Consider the following 15,958-nt stretch of genomic DNA (forward strand, 5'->3'; position numbering starts at 1 on the left):
CAGTCAGTCGATCCGCGGAGAATTTTGAAATGCGAACGATGTTCTAAATTATGGATATATTCTGACGGCCGTGAAATGGGGTATACGCGGGGCAGGGTCCGGAAAGGCCACGTTCGAAACAGCAGGCCGCCGATCATCCGGCCGGCAACCGCTAGCCGTGCCGGACCAGAATCTTGCGGAAATGGCGCTGGCTTTCGAGGTGACGCAGCGCATCCGGCACGTCGGAGTCGTTGACAGCAGCAAAAGAACAGGTTCAGAATATAGAACATTGTTCATAAAAGCGTCTGGAGCGTCAATTGAAAATACTGGTCGCAGTAAAGCGTGTGATCGACTACAACGTGAAGCCCCGGGTCAAATCCGACGGCTCCGGCGTCGATCTTGCCAACGTCAAGATGGCCATGAATCCGTTCGATGAAATCGCGGTGGAGGAGGCGGTACGGCTAAAGGAAGCAGGGGTCGCCACCGAGATCGTGGTGATTTCCGCTGGCACCGCGCAGTCGCAGGAAGTCTTGCGCACCGCTCTTGCCATGGGCGCCGACCGGGCGATCCTGATCGAGACCGCAACGGAGCTGCAGCCGCTGGCGGTCGCGAAGCTCATGGCAGCGATCGTCGAGCGTGAAGCGCCGCAACTGGTGCTGCTCGGCAAGCAGGCCATCGATAACGATGCCGGCCAGACGGGTCAGAAACTCGCTGGCCTGCTCGGCTGGCCGCAAGCGACATTCGCCTTCAAGACCGAAGTCGCCGACGGTGTGCTGACCGTGACGCGTGAAATCGACGGTGGGCTTGAACGCGTCGCGCTCGATCTGCCCGCAGTGGTAACGACGGATCTGCGTCTGAACAGTCCGCGCTATGTGACGCTGCCCAACATCATGAAAGCGAAAAAGAAACCGCTCGATACACTGACGCCTGAAGTACTCGGTGTCGATGTCACGCCACGTCTTACGGTACTGGAAGTGACCGAGCCACCGGCGCGCAGGAGCGGAATGATGGTGCCCGACGTTCAGACGCTGATCGAAAAACTGCGCAACGAAGCCAAGGTGATCTGATCATGTCCATCCTTGTTATTGCTGAACACGACAATGCGACGCTCCATCGCGCGACGCTCAACGCCGTCACTGCCGCGATGCAGATCGGCGGCGAGGTTCATTTGCTGGTAGCCGGTCATGAAGCGGCGGGAGCGGTGGCCGATGCAGCGAAAGTCAGCGGAGTAAGCAAGGTATTGCACGTCGACGCCGCCGCCTACGCGCATCCGCTCCCCGAAAATCTCGCGTTGCTGGTGCAGTCGCTCGCTCAGCCGTACAGCCATGTGATTGCCGCAGCGACGGCTGTCGGCAAAAATTTCATGCCGCGCGTTGCTGCGTTGCTCGACTGTGCGCAGATTTCCGAAGTCGTCGCCATCAAGGCGGCCGATACGTTCGTGCGGCCGATCTATGCCGGCAATGCGCTCGCCACCGTCAGGTCGGCCGATCCGCTGAAGGTGCTGACGGTGCGCACGACCGCCTTCGATGCTGCACCATTGCAGGGCAGCGCGCCGGTCGAGTCGGCGCTGGCCGCGCCAGCTTATGAACGGGCGCGTTTCGTCGACCAGCAGTTGACCAGATCGAGCCGGCCGGAACTGGCGGCCGCCGGCATCGTGGTGTCAGGCGGCCGTGGGATGCAGAACGGCGATAACTTCAGATTGCTCGATGCGCTCGCCGACAAACTCGGTGCGGCAGTCGGTGCATCGCGCGCCGCGGTGGACGCGGGATTCGCGCCGAACGACTACCAGGTCGGGCAAACGGGCAAGATCGTCGCACCGCAGCTTTACATCGCCGTCGGCATTTCTGGCGCGATCCAGCATCTGGCCGGGATGAAAGATTCGAAGGTCATCGTCGCGATCAACAAGGACAGCGAGGCGCCGATTTTCCAGGTTGCCGACTACGGCCTCGCCGCCGATCTTTTTGAGGCCGTACCGGCGCTGACAGCGGCGCTGGGCTGACGTTGGACCGGATTGACAAGGTTCTCGCCGTCAGCCTAGTATTTTGAACGGCGTTCATATATACCGACCGGTGCGTCGCCTGGCCCCCATGGGCGGTGAGCCGGCAAGAAGAAACCAGAATCGGTGTGTGAGCCGACGAAACCATGAAGGAGATATCAATGCGTGACACGAATTCCGGTTCGGGTGAGCATCCGGTCCGCCTCGATTTTGTCCCCAAGGATAGCTACCTGTCGAAGCAGTTCCTCGACCAGGAAACGCGCAACCTGTGGCCGCGCGTGTGGCAGGTGGCGTGCCGGCTCGAGGAGATTCCCACGGTAGGCGACTATGTCACGTTCGATGTGATCGGTGAGTCGATCATCGTGGTGCGCACGGCGGCCGACCGGATCAAGGCCTACTACAACGTTTGTCAGCATCGTGGCCGGCGTCTGACAAACGGTTGCGGCAAGGCGGCGAAGTTTCATTGCAACTTCCACGGCTGGCAGTGGAACCTTGATGGCAGCATCGCACGCGTACTCGATCGCGGCGATTGGGAAGGCTGCCCCGACATGGCCGATAGCGATCTGCGGCTTCAGGAAGTGCGGGTGGACACTTGGGGCGGATTCGTGTTCATCAACATGGATACCGACGCGGAGCCGCTCGCCAGATTTCTCGAACCGGTACCGGAAATCACGGACTGCTTCGAGTTCGAAAAGATGCGCTACCGCTGGTACAAGTCGATCCGGCTGCCGTGCAACTGGAAGGTCGCGCTGGAGGCGTTCAATGAGGGCTATCACGTCTCGGCCACCCACCCGCAACTGCTCGATGTCGCCGGCGACGATGTGACTCGCAGCTTTCCCTATGGACGCCACGGCATGTTCGGTTACGCGACGGCCACGCGTTTCATCGGCGCTCCCTCGCCGCGTACCGGCAAGCCGATGCCCGAAGACGTGCGGCAAGGTCTCGTCAGTTTCTTCAAGGTGATGGAAGACACGCTGAAAGCGATCAACTCGGCGCGCGACTATGAAGCTTCCAAACGTCTGCTGACCGAGATGGCGCCAAGCGGCAACCAGTTCGAGGTCCTGGCGAAGGCCATGGAGTTCCAGCGCGAAGCGGCCGTTGCCGAAGGGGCGGGCTGGCCTGACATCTCGTTCGAGCAGATGGGGCGTGCGGGCGCCGACTGGCACGTGTTCCCGAATCTGATTTTCCTGCCTTACCCGGACGGTGCGCTGTTCTACCGTGCGCGGCCCGACGGCGACAATCCGGATTCCTGCATTTACGACATCTGGTCGCTGGTCCGCTATGCGCCGGGTGCGGAGCCGCCTCTCAAGCGCGAGCTCTATCACGGCGTCGACGACTGGAAGCAGAACGCGCTGGAGAATTTCGGTCTGATCCTGTGGCAGGACTTCCAGAACATGACGAACGTGCAGCAGGGCATGAAATCGCGCGGTTTCAAGGGGGCACGTACGAACCCGCTGCAGGAGACATCGGTGTCCAATTTCCACCGCGCGCTGCGGGAATTCATTGCGCAGGGGGATTGAACATGGCTGCCTGGGATGCAAGCTATGACTTCGTGGTGGTCGGCAGCGGCGGCGGTTCGATGTGCGCTGCGCTTGCGTGCAAGGCCGCTGGCAAAGAGGCTGTCATCATCGAGAAGCAGGACAAGGTAGGCGGCTCGACGGGGTATTCGGGTGGCGTCTGGTGGCTGCCGAACAACCACGTGATGAAGCGCCACGGCGTGAACGACTCCTACGAACGCGCGCGGCAATATTTCGATGCCGCGGTTACCTATCAGGGTCCAGGCGCATCGCCGGCGCGTCGCGAGGCGTATTTGCGCACCGCTCCGAAGATGGCCGAGTTTCTGGAGAAGCAGGGCATGCAGTTTGTCTATGCAGATGGCTGGTCGGACTACTACGACACGCTGCCCGGTGGCGAACCGCGTGGCCGGTCTTTGCTGGCGAAACTGTTCGACATCAAGGAACTGGGCGAGTGGGCGCCGAAGCTCTCGCGTTACAAGGGTCCGTCGATTCCCGCCAACTCCAACGAGTTTCCCGAGTTGTTCCTGTTAAAGCGCACGTGGGGTGGCAAACGCAAGGCGATGCAACTCGCCGGTCGCATGCTCTATCAGAAGGTCACGGGTAAAGAGCTGGTGTCGAACGGCGCGGCGATCCAGGGGCGCATGCTGCAAATGGCGCTGCGGGCCGATATTCCGATCTGGACCGATACACCGGTGCGCGAGCTGATCGTTGAGGATGGCCGGGTCACGGGTGTGATCGCCATGCGCAGCGGGCGCGAAATGCGCGTGCGTGCGCGTGAGGGCGTGCTGTTGAACACCGGCGGTTTTTCACATAACGCCGAAATGCGCCGCAAATATCAGCCGCAACCGTCGTCGAGCAATTGGACGAACGCCAATCCGGGCGACACCGGCGAAGTGCTGGAAGCCGCGGTGGGTCTCGGCGCAGCCGTCGATTGCATGGAAGAGGCATGGTGGGTCGTGACTTCGCTCGGTCCCAATGAGACCTTGCCCGAGGGCGCGCGCGCGCCGGACGGCTCGCCGCTTCCCTTCATGCATCACCTCGATCTGTCGCTGCCGTTTTCGATCATGGTCGACCAGGACGGCCAGCGCTTTTGCGACGAAGCCGGCGCCTACATGGAGATCGGGCAACGCATGTACCGGCGTCAGAAGGAGACGGGTAAAGCCGTTCCCGCGTGGGTCGTCATGGACAGCCGTCAGCGCAAGTATTACCCCTGGGGTTCGGCGATGCAGGGACAGATTCCGCAGCAATGGCTCGATAGCGGTTACATGATCAAGGCCGGATCGATCGAAGAGCTGGCGGCGAAATGCGGTATCGACGCGGCCGGCTTGCAGGCCACCGTGACGCGTTTCAACGGTTTCTGCGAGACGGGGGTGGACAGCGACTACGGACGCGGCTCGCGAGCCTTCGACCGCTGTCACGGCGACCCGACGATCAAGCCGAATCCGAATCTCGGCCCGATCGAACAGGCGCCGTTTTACGCGGTCCGTATGTACCCTGGCGACGTCGGCACGGCCGGTGGGCTCGTGACGGACGAGTATGCCCGCGTGCTGAAAGAAGACGGTTCGCTGATTCCAGGGCTCTACGCGACGGGCAACTGCACGGCGTCCGTGGTGGGTCGCTGCTATCCCGGCGCGGGCAGCAGCATCGGCGCGTCGTTCGTATTCGGTTACATCGCCGCGCTGCATGCCAGCGGCGCCCAAACGATCTGGTGATCGAAGGAGACCTTCGCATGAAAGTCCAGCAACCGCCCAGCAGTGAAGTGCTGATCGATATCTATCGGCGGATGACACTCATCAAGCAGAACGACGAGCGTTTTCGCGCAGTGATCAAGTCCGGCAAGCTGGTCATGCCTTATTACTCGCCGCGCGGCCAGGAGGCGATTCCTTCGGCGGTGTCCGTCTGCCTGAGCAATGACGACTACATCTGCACGATCTATCGGGGCGTGCATGACATGATCGCCAAGGGCGTGCCGCTCAAGGATCTCTGGGCCGAACTCGGGGGGCGTGTCACCGGCACCTGTAAAGGCAAGGGCGGCCCGATGCATGTCACCCATCCTGCGTCCGGCGTGATGGTGACGACCGGCATTGTGGGCAGTTCGATGCCCATCGCGAACGGCCTGGCTCTGGCCGCGCAGATTCGGGGTGAACCGCGCGTGGCTGTCGCCTATTTCGGCGACGGCGCGGCCAACATCGGCGCTTTTCACGAGTCGCTGAATATGGCGTCGGTCTGGAAACTGCCGGTTGTTTTCGTCTGCCAGAACAACGGCTATGCCGAACACACGAAATACGCATACGGGACATCGGTACCGAACATTGCACAGCGCGCCGTGGCGTATCAGATGCCCGGCATCACGGTCGACGGCAACGATCCCATTGCGATGCATCGGGTGGCGCGCGAGGCCATCGAACGGGCCCGCGACGGCGGCGGCCCTACGCTGATCGAAGCGAATACGTTTCGCTTCCACGGCCACGTGTTCGGCGACCCGGATGCCTACATGGACGAGCACGAGAAAGCAGCGTGGATGGCGAAAGATCCGGTGCCGCTGTTTCGCGCATGGTTGATCGCGGCGAAACATGCAACTGAAGCGCAACTGGCGGAGATGGAAGCAGCGCACAGCGCCGAAATCGACGCGGCGGTCGAATTCGCGCTGACGAGCGCCTATCCGGATGTTGCCGAACTGCGGCGCGACATCTTTAAGGACGAGGTGCCGGCATGAACCAGACACAGACTGACATCAATACGATTCAGGCCGTCAACCTCGCGCTTGACGATGCGATGGCTGCCGACGCCAACGTCATCGTTCTCGGCGAAGACGTGGCTGACGGCCAGGAAGGCGGCATTGTCGGCGTGACCAAAGGGCTGTCGTCGAAATATGGCACGTCGCGTGTCAGGTCCACGCCCATTTCGGAGCAGGCCATCATCGGGGCGGCGATCGGCGCGGCAATCGTCGGCATGCGTCCGGTAGCCGAGATCATGCTGATGAACTTTACGACGGTCGCGATGGACATGATCGTCAACCACGCGGCGAAGTTGCGCTTTATGTCGGGCGGCCAGACGCATGTGCCGCTCGTGATCCGCACAATGACCGGTGCCGGTTTCGGTACGGGCGGCCAGCACGCCGACTATCTGGAGGCGTGGTTCGCGCACGTCGCGGGCATCAAGGTGGTCGCGCCGTCCACGCCCGCGGATGCTTATGGGCTGATGCTTTCGTGTATCGAAGACGACGACCCGTGCCTCTTCATCGAGAACCTGCCAAGCTACTGGAACCCGGGCAAGGCGCCGGAGCGCGGTGTGCGCATTCCGCTTGGCAAGGCCAACGTGGTGCGCGACGGCACGGACGTGACGGTCATCACCTATAGCCGCCGCGTGCACGACGTGCTGGGCGTAGCGGAACAGCTCGGTACGGCCGGAATCTCGTGCGAAGTGATCGATCTGCGCACGATTTCCCCGCTCGATATGGAGACGATCCTGACCTCGGTGGCCAAAACGGGCCGCGCCGTTGTCGTGCACGAAGCGGTCAAGCCGTTCGGTGTCGGCGCGGAAATAGCTTCGCGCATTTATGAATCGCTGTTTCGGGAGCTCAAGGCGCCCGTGCAGCGGGTCGGCTCGCAGTTTTGCCCGGTGCCGTTTTCGAAGCCGCTCGAAGACGCCTTTGTACCCGGCGCAGCACAGATCGAGACCGCGATTCGCGCAACGCTCGACGACACGGGTTCGCGCGCCGTATCCGGACTTTAAATATCCTGAAGAGAGCACTTATGACCACACAGGTTTTGCTTCCGAAGCTGGGCTTTTCGATGAACGAAGGCACGCTGACCGAATGGCTCCTGGAGGACGGCGCGACAGTCGCCGAAGGCCAGGCCCTCTATGCGCTGGAGAGCGACAAATCGGTGCAGGAAGTCGAGTCGCCGGCGTCGGGAACGTTGCGGATCGTCGCCCAGATAGGCGAGGTGTATCCGGTCGGCACGGTGCTGGCGGAAATCGTCTGAGCCGGCACCTGTCATTCATCCTGGTCGAAACAGTCTAGCGAGGCATCTGCAATGAGTGTCGAATCCGTTTCCTCCCCAGCACCCGTTGCAGCGCCTGCCGCAGTGACCGGTCCGATCGGTGCGCATCTGCCGCCATGGCCGCAGGTCGATTTCGCCGAGTTCGGCGAGATCGAGGTCAAGCCTGTTTCTCGCGTCCAGAAGCTGACTGGTGCATTTTTGTCGCGCAACTGGCTGACGATTCCGCACGTGACGCACCAGGATGACGCGGATATCACGAATCTCGAGGTTTTCCGCAAGGCGTACAACGACGGTGGCGCGACGGTGAAGCTGACGCCGCTGGTGTTCCTGATCAAGGCGGCAGTGCGCGCGCTGCAGGCATTTCCGCAGTTCAATGCTTCGCTGGACGGCGACGGCAAGAACCTTGTGCTGAAGAAGTACTTTCACATCGGCGTGGCGGTGGATACGCGCTTCGGCCTGCTGGTGCCGGTGCTGCGCGATTGCGACAAAAAGAGCATTCTGGAGCTGGCGGGAGAACTGACGGCGGTGTCGTCGAAGGCGCGTGAGAAAGGTCTTTCGATGGCGGAGATGTCGGGCGGCTGCTTTTCGATCAGTTCGCTCGGAGGAATTGGCGGCACGGGTTTCACGCCGATCATCAACGCCCCTGAAGTGGCTATTCTCGGGGTGACGAAAACCCGGCTGATGCCTCAAGCTTCGGACGATGGGGGCGTGGATTGGCGCAAGACCCTGCCGCTTTCACTGAGCTACGACCACCGGGTCATCAACGGTGCGGATGCGGCGCGCTTCACGGCCTTGATCGCTACGCTGCTCGCCGACCCTCAGGCACTTGCGGCCTGAACCGCAGACACCCAACCGACAACGACAGGATCGAGATGAAAACGCTTGGGGAGATGATAGAGCGCAATGCGCGTTTCTATACGGACAGGGAAGCGTTGGTGTTTGGCGACCGGCGTGTGACTCACGGCGAAATGGCGGAGCGCGCTCGCCGTTTGTCGGATGCGTTGTATCGGCTAGGGTTGCGTCGGCAGGACCGGGTCGCGGTGCTGGCGATGAACTGCGCCGAGTACTACGAGACCTACCGTGCCTGCGAATGGGCTGGCTTTCTGCTCGCCACGGTCAACTTCCGCCTCGCGCCTGCGGAAATCCTGCACATCGTAAAGGACGCGGCGCCGAAAGCGCTCGTCTTCGAAGCGCAATATGCTGCGCTGGTGGACGCCCTGCGTCCGCAGATGCCCGATGTTGAATGCTATATCTGCATCGGCGACGCGCCGGCGTGGGCGACATCATTCGAATCCGCGATGGAAGCCGGCTCGCCTGGCGGGCCGCCGATTCGCTCACAGCCCGACGACTTCGCGTATCTGATCTACACGAGCGGCACAACCGGGCACCCGAAGGGGGTAGTCCGCACGCATCGCGCAATGTGCGCCACGGCGGAAAGCTGTGCGCTGGTCACCGAATTTTCCGGACACTCGAGGGTGCTGCAGACCACACCGGCGTTTCACGTGGGTGGCATTGGCTTTGTGAACGCGGTTGCATGGCTGGGCGGGGCGACCGTACTGCATCGCAGTTTCGAGCCGAAGGCGATGCTGGAGACGATCCAGGCCGAGCGCATCACGTTCACGTTCCTTGTCTCCGCCATGCTGCAGGCGTTACTGGATGTGCCCGAATTGTCCTCGTACGATCTGTCGAGTATCGAGAACATCACAACTGCAGCGGCGCCGGTGCCGGTGCCGCTCCTCGAGCGCGGCATCGAAGTGCTGGGCCCGGTGTTCTCGGTCCAGTATGGCATGACCGAGAGCAACGCCTGCTGGTTGCCTTCTCATGAAGTGCGGCCAGATGGCACAGAGGAAGAAGTCCGGCGTCTGGCGTCGGTCGGCCATCCCTGTCCCGGGATCGAATTGCGCATTGTGGACGATAGCGGCCTTGACCTGCCGCAGGGCCAGACCGGCGAAGTGTGGCTGCGCTCTGCGACCCAACTGGCCGGCTACTGGAACAACAGCGTGGCGACAGTCGACGCCTTGCGCGACGGCTGGTATCGCAGCGGCGACATGGGCTTTCAGGACAGCAGCGGTTATGTCTTCCTGGTAGACCGCAAGAAGGACATGATTATCTCAGGCGGTGAAAACATCTACAGCCGCGAAGTGGAGAACGCCTTGCTTCAGCATCCGTTCGTGATCGACGCGGCAGTGATCGGCGCACCCCATGAAAAATGGGGTGAATGTGTGAAAGCCATTGTTGTGCTCCGGTCGGGCGAGACGGTACAGGAGGCTGAGCTGATCGCGTTTTGCCGTGAGCTGATCGCCGGCTACAAATGCCCGAAATCGGTTGAATTCGTCGACGAACTCCCGCGGCTGCCTACCGGAAAGATCAGCAAGGTTGTATTGCGCCAGCGGTTCGGCCGCTGAACGCGTGGCAGCCATGCCGCCTTCTTCGAATGAGAGTGAATCATGAGCAAATGGCTCCAAAGCACGGAATGCGTTCAGTTCGAGGTCACCGAGCGCGTGGCGCGAATCACGCTGAATCGCCCGGACAAACGTAATGCGATTAACGGTGTCCTGTTGCGCGAACTGAAAGAGGCGCTGCTCGAGGCGGACGATCTGAAGTCGGTGAACGTGATTGTCCTGCGCGGCGCCGGCAAGGATTTCTGTGCCGGTTACGACCTCGTCACCACCTATTCGGACCGCGCGGCGGAGCAGGTCGATGCGGGTGAATACCGGGGCACGGTGCGCAGCTTCGATGACGACTGCTGGTCGATGGAACGGCAGGCGGAAACCGTGAACGTCATGGCGGACGTGCACAAGCCGATCATCGCGCAGGTGCACGGCAACTGCCTTGCGGGCGGCACCGACCTCGCACTGGCCTGCGACATGGTGCTGGCCGCGGACAACGCACGGATCGGCTTTCCTGCGACGCGCGCCAACGGCTCGCCGCCGGCGCACATGTGGTTCTATCACGTTGGGCCGCAGTGGGCGAAGCGCCTGTTGTTGTCCGGGGATTCGCTGACCGGCCGCGACGCCGCAAAGATCGGTCTCGTGATGGACGCCGTACCTGTCGAAGAGCTTGAAGCTGAGGTTGCGGAACTCGCGCGCCGACTGTCGTTTGTCGATGCCGATCTGCTCTCCGCGAACAAACGGATTGTGAATCTCGGGCTTGAACTGGCAGGCGCGCGCACGCTTCAACGCCTCGCTGTCGAGAACGACGCGCGTGCCCATCAGAGCCAGGGGCCACGCCGCGCGCAATTCAAGGCCGATATGGAAGCCAATGGTCTGAAGGAAGCGCTCAAGCGCCGCGACGAGCCGTTCGGCGACGGCATGATCAAGCTGCGTGCACGCGGCGAATGAAACGTCCCCGCGCCATGCGGGGGACCCGGAGCCATCTGGCTGACTCACTTAAGACATGAAAACCATGGATGTCGAACTTTCAGTGAAGGACGCGGTTGCCACGCTCTGTCTGAATCGTCCGGAGAAGCTCAACGCGTTGACGCCCGACATGCTGAGCATGCTGATCGAGCATCTTGATCGCATCGAACGTGATCCGGAAATCCGTGCGGTTATTCTGACGGGTGCAGGGCGGGCCTTTTGCGCCGGAGCGGACATCAAGGGCAGTGGCGCAGCGCCGCCGCCGATGAGCGTGTCGCACGCGCGCCAATCGATGGCTGTTTATCAGCAGGTTGCCCTGAAGCTCTACAACCTCAATAAGCCGGTGGTCGCGGCGGTGCGAGGCGTCGCGGTCGGCATTGCATGGAGTTTTGCGCTGTGCGCCGACCAGCTTCTGGTGTCGGACACGGCGCAGTTCATCCCGGCCTTTCTGATGCGCGCAACCTTGCCCGAGGGCGGCATGGTGCATCTGCTCGCCCGCCACTGCGGAGAATTTCGCGCGAAGGAGATCATGTATCTCAACCGCAAGCTGACTGGACAGGAAGCGTTCGAGGCGAGACTGGCAAGCCGTGTCGTAGAGGACGCGGGCCTCATGAATGCCGCCGAAGCGCTCGCCGCCGAACTGGCGGCCATGCCGACGTTCTCGATCGGACTGACCAAAGAACTCTTCCGCCTGAACGCCGGCAGCATGGAAGAGTTTCTCTTGCACGAGCTGAATTCCGTTGCACTCGCGGTGAATTCCGACGATGCCGCCGAGGGACGGCTCGCCGCGCGGGAAAAACGCAGCCCCTCTTTCAAGGGGCACTAGGTCGATCAAATAACCGGCGCAAGCGGGCGGCGGCCGCGAGGCAGTGCGACCTTCGGTGGACGCGCGGATGGGGACATAGCAGGAGGAATCAGGCATGCACTTCGAGTACACCCCGGAGGACGAAACGTTTCGTCAGGAAGTCCGGCAGTTTTTCAGGGAGCAGTTGCCCGCCGCGATTTCGCATCGCTGGACGATCGGGGCGCATCCTCCGTTGAAGGAGGACATTCGTACGTGGCAGCGCATTCTGCACCAGCGCGGGTGGGGCGCACCGCATTGGCCGGTGGAACACGGCGGCACCGGCTGGGCGGCTTTTCGCAAGCATATCTTCATGGAAGAGCTGTATAACGCGGACGCGATGGACTACGGCTGGCAGGCAACCCACATGGTGGCGCCCGTCATCATCGCGTTCGGCTCGGACTGGCAGAAGAAGCGTTTTCTACCCGCCATTCTCTCCGGGGACGAATTCTGGTGTCAGGGGTTTTCGGAGCCGAACGCGGGCTCGGACCTGGCGGGTCTCAGGACCACCGCCGTCCTCGACGGTGACGAATACGTGATCAACGGTCAGAAGATCTGGACCAGCGACGCTTCGATTGCCGAATGGGGCTTCTTCCTCGTCAAGACGGACACGACGGTCAAGCCGCAGCGCGGCATCTCGTTCCTGCTCGTCAAAATGGATACGCCTGGGATCACCGTGCGCCCGATCGTTTCAATCGAAGGCGGAACGGGTCTGAACGAGGTCTTTCTCGAGAACGTTCGCGTGCCGCGCACACACCTGGTCGGCGAGGCGGGCATGGGCTGGACCTACGCGAAATATCTGCTCGAAAAGGAGCGCACCACCAGCGCGTTTCTCTATTTCAACAAGCGGGAATTGCAGCGCGCCAAAAGCATCGCCGAACGGGAAATGGTGGACGGCGTGCGTCTGATCGACACAGCCGAATTTGCCCGCAAGCTGGCGTCGGTTGAAGTGGATCTGCTGGCACTCGAATGGTCGGTGTTACGAATCCTGGCCGAGGAAAAGAACACGCGCAATCTCGACGCGGTGGTGTCGGCGCTCAAAATCAGTGGCTCGGAGATGCAGCAGCGCGTCACGGAATTGCAGATCGATGCGCTCGGTCCGCGCAGCATGCGCTTCCAGCAACACGGCGACTGGCGCTTCGCCGATTCGTTAGCCGATGACGATGACGCATGGCCAGGCTACGTGGCGGGCCGCACGACCGGCTACCTCATCGGCCGCGCGTCGACCATTTACGGCGGTGCGCGGGAGGTGCAGAAAAACATTATTGCCCGTCTCGCCTTTGGACTTTGACCATGGACTTCAACCTCTCCGAAGAACAGTTGATGCTGAAGGACGGCGTGGACCGGTTCATTCAGCAGGAGTACGGATTCGAGAAGCGCCGGGAGATTGCCGCGAGCGAAGAGGGTTTTAGCCGCGCGCGCTGGCAGGACTATGCTGACCTCGGCTGGCTCGGCCTGATGCTGCCTGAGGATGTCGGCGGTCTTGCCTGCTCGTTTGTCGAAACTGCCATTGTGATGGAAGCATTCGGGCGCGGCATGGTGCTCGAGCCTTTCGTGCAAACCGCGCTTCTATGTTCGGCCATCATTGACCGTAGCGGCTCGGATGCCAAACGGCAGGTACTCCTGCCGGCCGTGATCGAAGGCCGGCTGCTGCTCGCGCTGGCCGACAGTGAAGCGGGCTCACGGTTCAAGCTGGGCTGCGGTGATCGTACAGTTGCACGCAAGACGGCTGCTGGCTATTTGCTGAGCGGCGCCAAGACGCTGGTGATGGCGGGCGGTTCGGCGGACCAGTTGCTGGTGACCGCGCGTCTGAACGAGCAAGCGGAAGACGTCGCGATTTTCGTGCTGGACCGCCGTGCGGCGGGCGTGACCTGCCGGACATATCGTCTGCTCGATGGATCTTGTGCCGCGGACATTGAGTTTCGCGACGTCGAACTGGATGCGTCCTCGTTGCTGGTTGCCTCCGATCGCGCCCGCGAAGTGCTCGAAGTGGCGACCGGACTCGCCACGCTAGCGAGCGTAGCCGAGATGCTCGGCGTGATGGAAGCCGTGATGGACATCACCGCCGAGTACATCAAGGCTCGCGTGCAGTTCGGTCAGCCGATCGGCAAATTTCAGGCGTTGCAGCATCGTATGGCCGAAATGTTTGTCGCCGTGCAGGAGACCCGCTCGATACTCTACTGCGGCATTGCGCACCTGGATCGGCCGGCAATGGAATGCAGCCGCGTCATCTCGGCGGCCAAGGCGGTCGCCGGCCGGGCAGGCCGTTTCGTCTGTGCGCAGGGTATTCAGCTGCATGGCGGTATGGGGATCACCGAGGAATATCAGGTCGGCCATTACTTCCGCAAGATGACGATGATGGAAAAGCTGTACGGCGACATCGACTTGCACCTCGCGCGCTTCGCCGCGCCGCATTGAATCGGACCACGTGTCCAATCAGAAGGAATAGCGCTTATGTTACGAGTCAAAGACAGGATCGCCATCGTCACGGGCGCGGCGTCCGGTATCGGTGCGGCGTGTGCCGCGATGCTGGCTGCTGAAGGCGGGCAGGTGGTCGTGGCGGACCGGGATTTCGACGGCGCCGTGGCGCAGGCCCAGCGTATCGAGCAGCAGGGCGGCCGGGCGATTGCCGCGCGGGTCGATATCGGCGACGAGGCTTCAATAGCGGCGTTGTTTGCGCTTACCGTCGAGACCTGGGGCGGCCTCGACGTGCTGCACAACAATGCGGCGGCCACCTCGCTGTCGAGCACGGTCGATGCCGCCGTAGAAGCCGTCGATGTCTCTGTCTGGGACGACACGATGCGCATCAACCTGCGCGGCACCATGCTGGCGTCACGTTATGCCATCCCGCTGATGCGGGCGCGCGGCGGCGGCTCGATCATCAATACGTCGTCGGGCGCGGCTCAGGCTGGTGCGCTCGGCTATAGCGCTTACGGTGTGTGCAAGGCGGGCATCGAAGCGTTGACGCGTTACGTGGCCGCTCAGCACGGCAAGGAGGGCATTCGCTGCAACGCGATTGCGCCCGGCCTGATCGTGACACCGGCAACAATAGGCCATTACGCGGGACCCGTGGGTGAGATGATGCTGAGTCATCATCTCACCCCGCGCCTCGGGAAGCCGGAAGACGTGGCACATGCGGTGGTCTACCTGGCGTCCGATGAGGCGGCTTTTGTCACCGGCCAAATCATCAACGTGGACGGTGGGCTGCTGTCGCATCAACCGTACTACGCCGATGAAATTCGCGCCCGCACCGCGGGCGGCGTGACGGTTGGCGCGAAGAGGACGACATGACTATCGATGCCGATCTGCTTGCTCGAATCGACCGTATCGAGGCGCAACTGGCGATCCAGCAATTGCCCATGCGCTACGCGCTCGCTGTCGATTCGCGTGATCTGGACAGCCTTGTCACGCTCTTTACCGACGACGTGAATTGCGGGCGATGGGGTGTAGGGCGTGCCGCGCTGAAAACGTTCTATGGGTCGGAGCATATCCTGCGCAGCTTTTACCGCAGCATTCATCAGATCTGCGGGCATGCGATCGACCTGGTCGATGCCGATCATGCGACAGGCCAGGTGTATTGCCGCGCCGAGCATGAGGACAATGGTCATTGGGTGGTCATGGCGATCTGCTATTTCGACCACTACGTACGGCGCGAGGGGACGTGGTATTTCGAACGTCGCGACGAACGGCACTGGTATTCGACCGATTGGCTGGAGCGCCCGGGGACGCCGCGCTTGCAGAACTGGCCCGGCAAGTACGAGAGCGACAAATACCAGCCGCGCCTGCCGCAGTCGTTTCCGACCTGGGCGTCTTTCTGGGAGGCGGTTGAACCGGCCGCGATCGGTGTGCTGACGCGTTCGCCCTGATTCACTCCACTTCACAAAGCGGCGAGGGGCTGGTGATGGTGGACAGCGCAAGCGTGCCCACCGCACCGCTTTCAGGCAGCGCCGGGCAGGCGAACCACCAGACCGTCGAGTTCCGGCGTGACATTGATCTGACACGTCAGGCGGCTGTTTTCCCGCACGTCCATCGCGCACGTCAGCATGTCGATCTCATACGGCTCGGCGGACGGCATGTGGTTGACCCACGCTTCGTCGACGTACGCATGACAGGTCGCGCAGCTGCAACTGCCGCCGCAATCCCCCAGAATCCCCGGCACCTGGTGATTGACGGCGGTTTGCATGACGGATTCGCCGACGTTGGCCGTCGCAGTGGTTTCATGGCCGTCCGGTTGAATGAATCGAATGATGGGCATGATGTAG

Annotated in this window: 16 protein-coding genes; 15 read left to right on the plus strand and 1 reads right to left on the minus strand. The window is 62.0% G+C overall.

Going from position 1 to position 15,958, the window contains the following annotated elements; all coding sequences use genetic code 11:
- The first annotated feature begins 296 nt into the window (after positions 1–296).
- From AC3WLT_RS16500 to AC3WLT_RS16570, 15 genes are all read left to right on the plus strand, one after another.
- Positions 297–1,046 (plus strand): electron transfer flavoprotein subunit beta/FixA family protein, encoded by a 750-nt coding sequence (locus tag AC3WLT_RS16500; RefSeq protein ID WP_492592771.1) that lies wholly within the window; start codon positions 297–299, stop codon positions 1,044–1,046.
- Between the two features lie 2 nt (positions 1,047–1,048).
- Positions 1,049–1,978 (plus strand): electron transfer flavoprotein subunit alpha/FixB family protein, encoded by a 930-nt coding sequence (locus AC3WLT_RS16505; protein WP_492592772.1) that lies wholly within the window; start codon positions 1,049–1,051, stop codon positions 1,976–1,978.
- Positions 1,979–2,136: 158 nt separating this feature from the next.
- Positions 2,137–3,495: an aromatic ring-hydroxylating oxygenase subunit alpha gene (locus AC3WLT_RS16510; RefSeq protein WP_492592773.1), complete on the plus strand. Its 1,359-nt coding sequence runs from the start codon at positions 2,137–2,139 to the stop codon at positions 3,493–3,495.
- Positions 3,496–3,497: 2 nt separating this feature from the next.
- Positions 3,498–5,204, plus strand: coding sequence for an FAD-dependent oxidoreductase (locus AC3WLT_RS16515; protein WP_492592774.1), 1,707 nt, complete (start codon positions 3,498–3,500; stop codon positions 5,202–5,204).
- Positions 5,205–5,221: 17 nt separating this feature from the next.
- A complete protein-coding gene (locus tag AC3WLT_RS16520; RefSeq protein WP_492592775.1) occupies positions 5,222–6,208 on the plus strand; it encodes a thiamine pyrophosphate-dependent dehydrogenase E1 component subunit alpha in 987 nt (328 codons plus the stop codon).
- Complete coding sequence (locus AC3WLT_RS16525; RefSeq protein WP_492592776.1) at positions 6,205–7,227, plus strand: alpha-ketoacid dehydrogenase subunit beta; 1,023 nt, start codon at positions 6,205–6,207, stop codon at positions 7,225–7,227. The genes AC3WLT_RS16520 and AC3WLT_RS16525 overlap by 4 nt, the downstream gene beginning before the upstream one ends.
- Before the next feature lie 20 nt (positions 7,228–7,247).
- Complete coding sequence (locus AC3WLT_RS16530; protein WP_154558364.1) at positions 7,248–7,478, plus strand: biotin/lipoyl-containing protein; 231 nt, start codon at positions 7,248–7,250, stop codon at positions 7,476–7,478.
- A gap of 51 nt (positions 7,479–7,529) precedes the next feature.
- On the plus strand, positions 7,530–8,333 hold the full coding sequence (locus AC3WLT_RS16535; RefSeq protein ID WP_492592777.1) for a 2-oxo acid dehydrogenase subunit E2: 804 nt from the start codon (positions 7,530–7,532) through the stop codon (positions 8,331–8,333).
- Positions 8,334–8,368: 35 nt separating this feature from the next.
- Positions 8,369–9,901: a class I adenylate-forming enzyme family protein gene (locus AC3WLT_RS16540; protein WP_492592778.1), complete on the plus strand. Its 1,533-nt coding sequence runs from the start codon at positions 8,369–8,371 to the stop codon at positions 9,899–9,901.
- Positions 9,902–9,943: 42 nt separating this feature from the next.
- Positions 9,944–10,837 carry a crotonase/enoyl-CoA hydratase family protein gene (locus tag AC3WLT_RS16545; RefSeq protein WP_492592779.1) on the plus strand — a complete coding sequence of 298 codons (894 nt, stop codon included), beginning with the start codon at positions 9,944–9,946 and terminating at the stop codon, positions 10,835–10,837.
- Positions 10,838–10,901: 64 nt separating this feature from the next.
- Complete coding sequence (locus AC3WLT_RS16550; protein WP_492592780.1) at positions 10,902–11,681, plus strand: enoyl-CoA hydratase/isomerase family protein; 780 nt, start codon at positions 10,902–10,904, stop codon at positions 11,679–11,681.
- Positions 11,682–11,775: 94 nt separating this feature from the next.
- Positions 11,776–12,987, plus strand: a complete 1,212-nt coding sequence (locus AC3WLT_RS16555; RefSeq protein WP_492592781.1) for an acyl-CoA dehydrogenase family protein — start codon at positions 11,776–11,778, stop codon at positions 12,985–12,987.
- Between the two features lie 2 nt (positions 12,988–12,989).
- Complete coding sequence (locus tag AC3WLT_RS16560; protein WP_492592782.1) at positions 12,990–14,114, plus strand: acyl-CoA dehydrogenase family protein; 1,125 nt, start codon at positions 12,990–12,992, stop codon at positions 14,112–14,114.
- Between the two features lie 36 nt (positions 14,115–14,150).
- On the plus strand, positions 14,151–14,987 hold the full coding sequence (locus AC3WLT_RS16565; protein ID WP_171926213.1) for an SDR family oxidoreductase: 837 nt from the start codon (positions 14,151–14,153) through the stop codon (positions 14,985–14,987).
- Positions 14,984–15,562: a nuclear transport factor 2 family protein gene (locus AC3WLT_RS16570; protein WP_492592783.1), complete on the plus strand. Its 579-nt coding sequence runs from the start codon at positions 14,984–14,986 to the stop codon at positions 15,560–15,562. The genes AC3WLT_RS16565 and AC3WLT_RS16570 overlap by 4 nt, the downstream gene beginning before the upstream one ends.
- Before the next feature lie 71 nt (positions 15,563–15,633).
- On the opposite strand, the gene AC3WLT_RS16575 is transcribed toward AC3WLT_RS16570, so the two are convergent.
- Positions 15,634–15,951, minus strand: a complete 318-nt coding sequence (locus AC3WLT_RS16575; RefSeq protein WP_492592784.1) for a 2Fe-2S iron-sulfur cluster-binding protein — start codon at positions 15,949–15,951, stop codon at positions 15,634–15,636.
- Between the last annotated feature and the right edge of the window lie 7 nt (positions 15,952–15,958).

Source organism: Paraburkholderia sp. FW306-2-2C-D06C, from assembly GCF_058781505.1.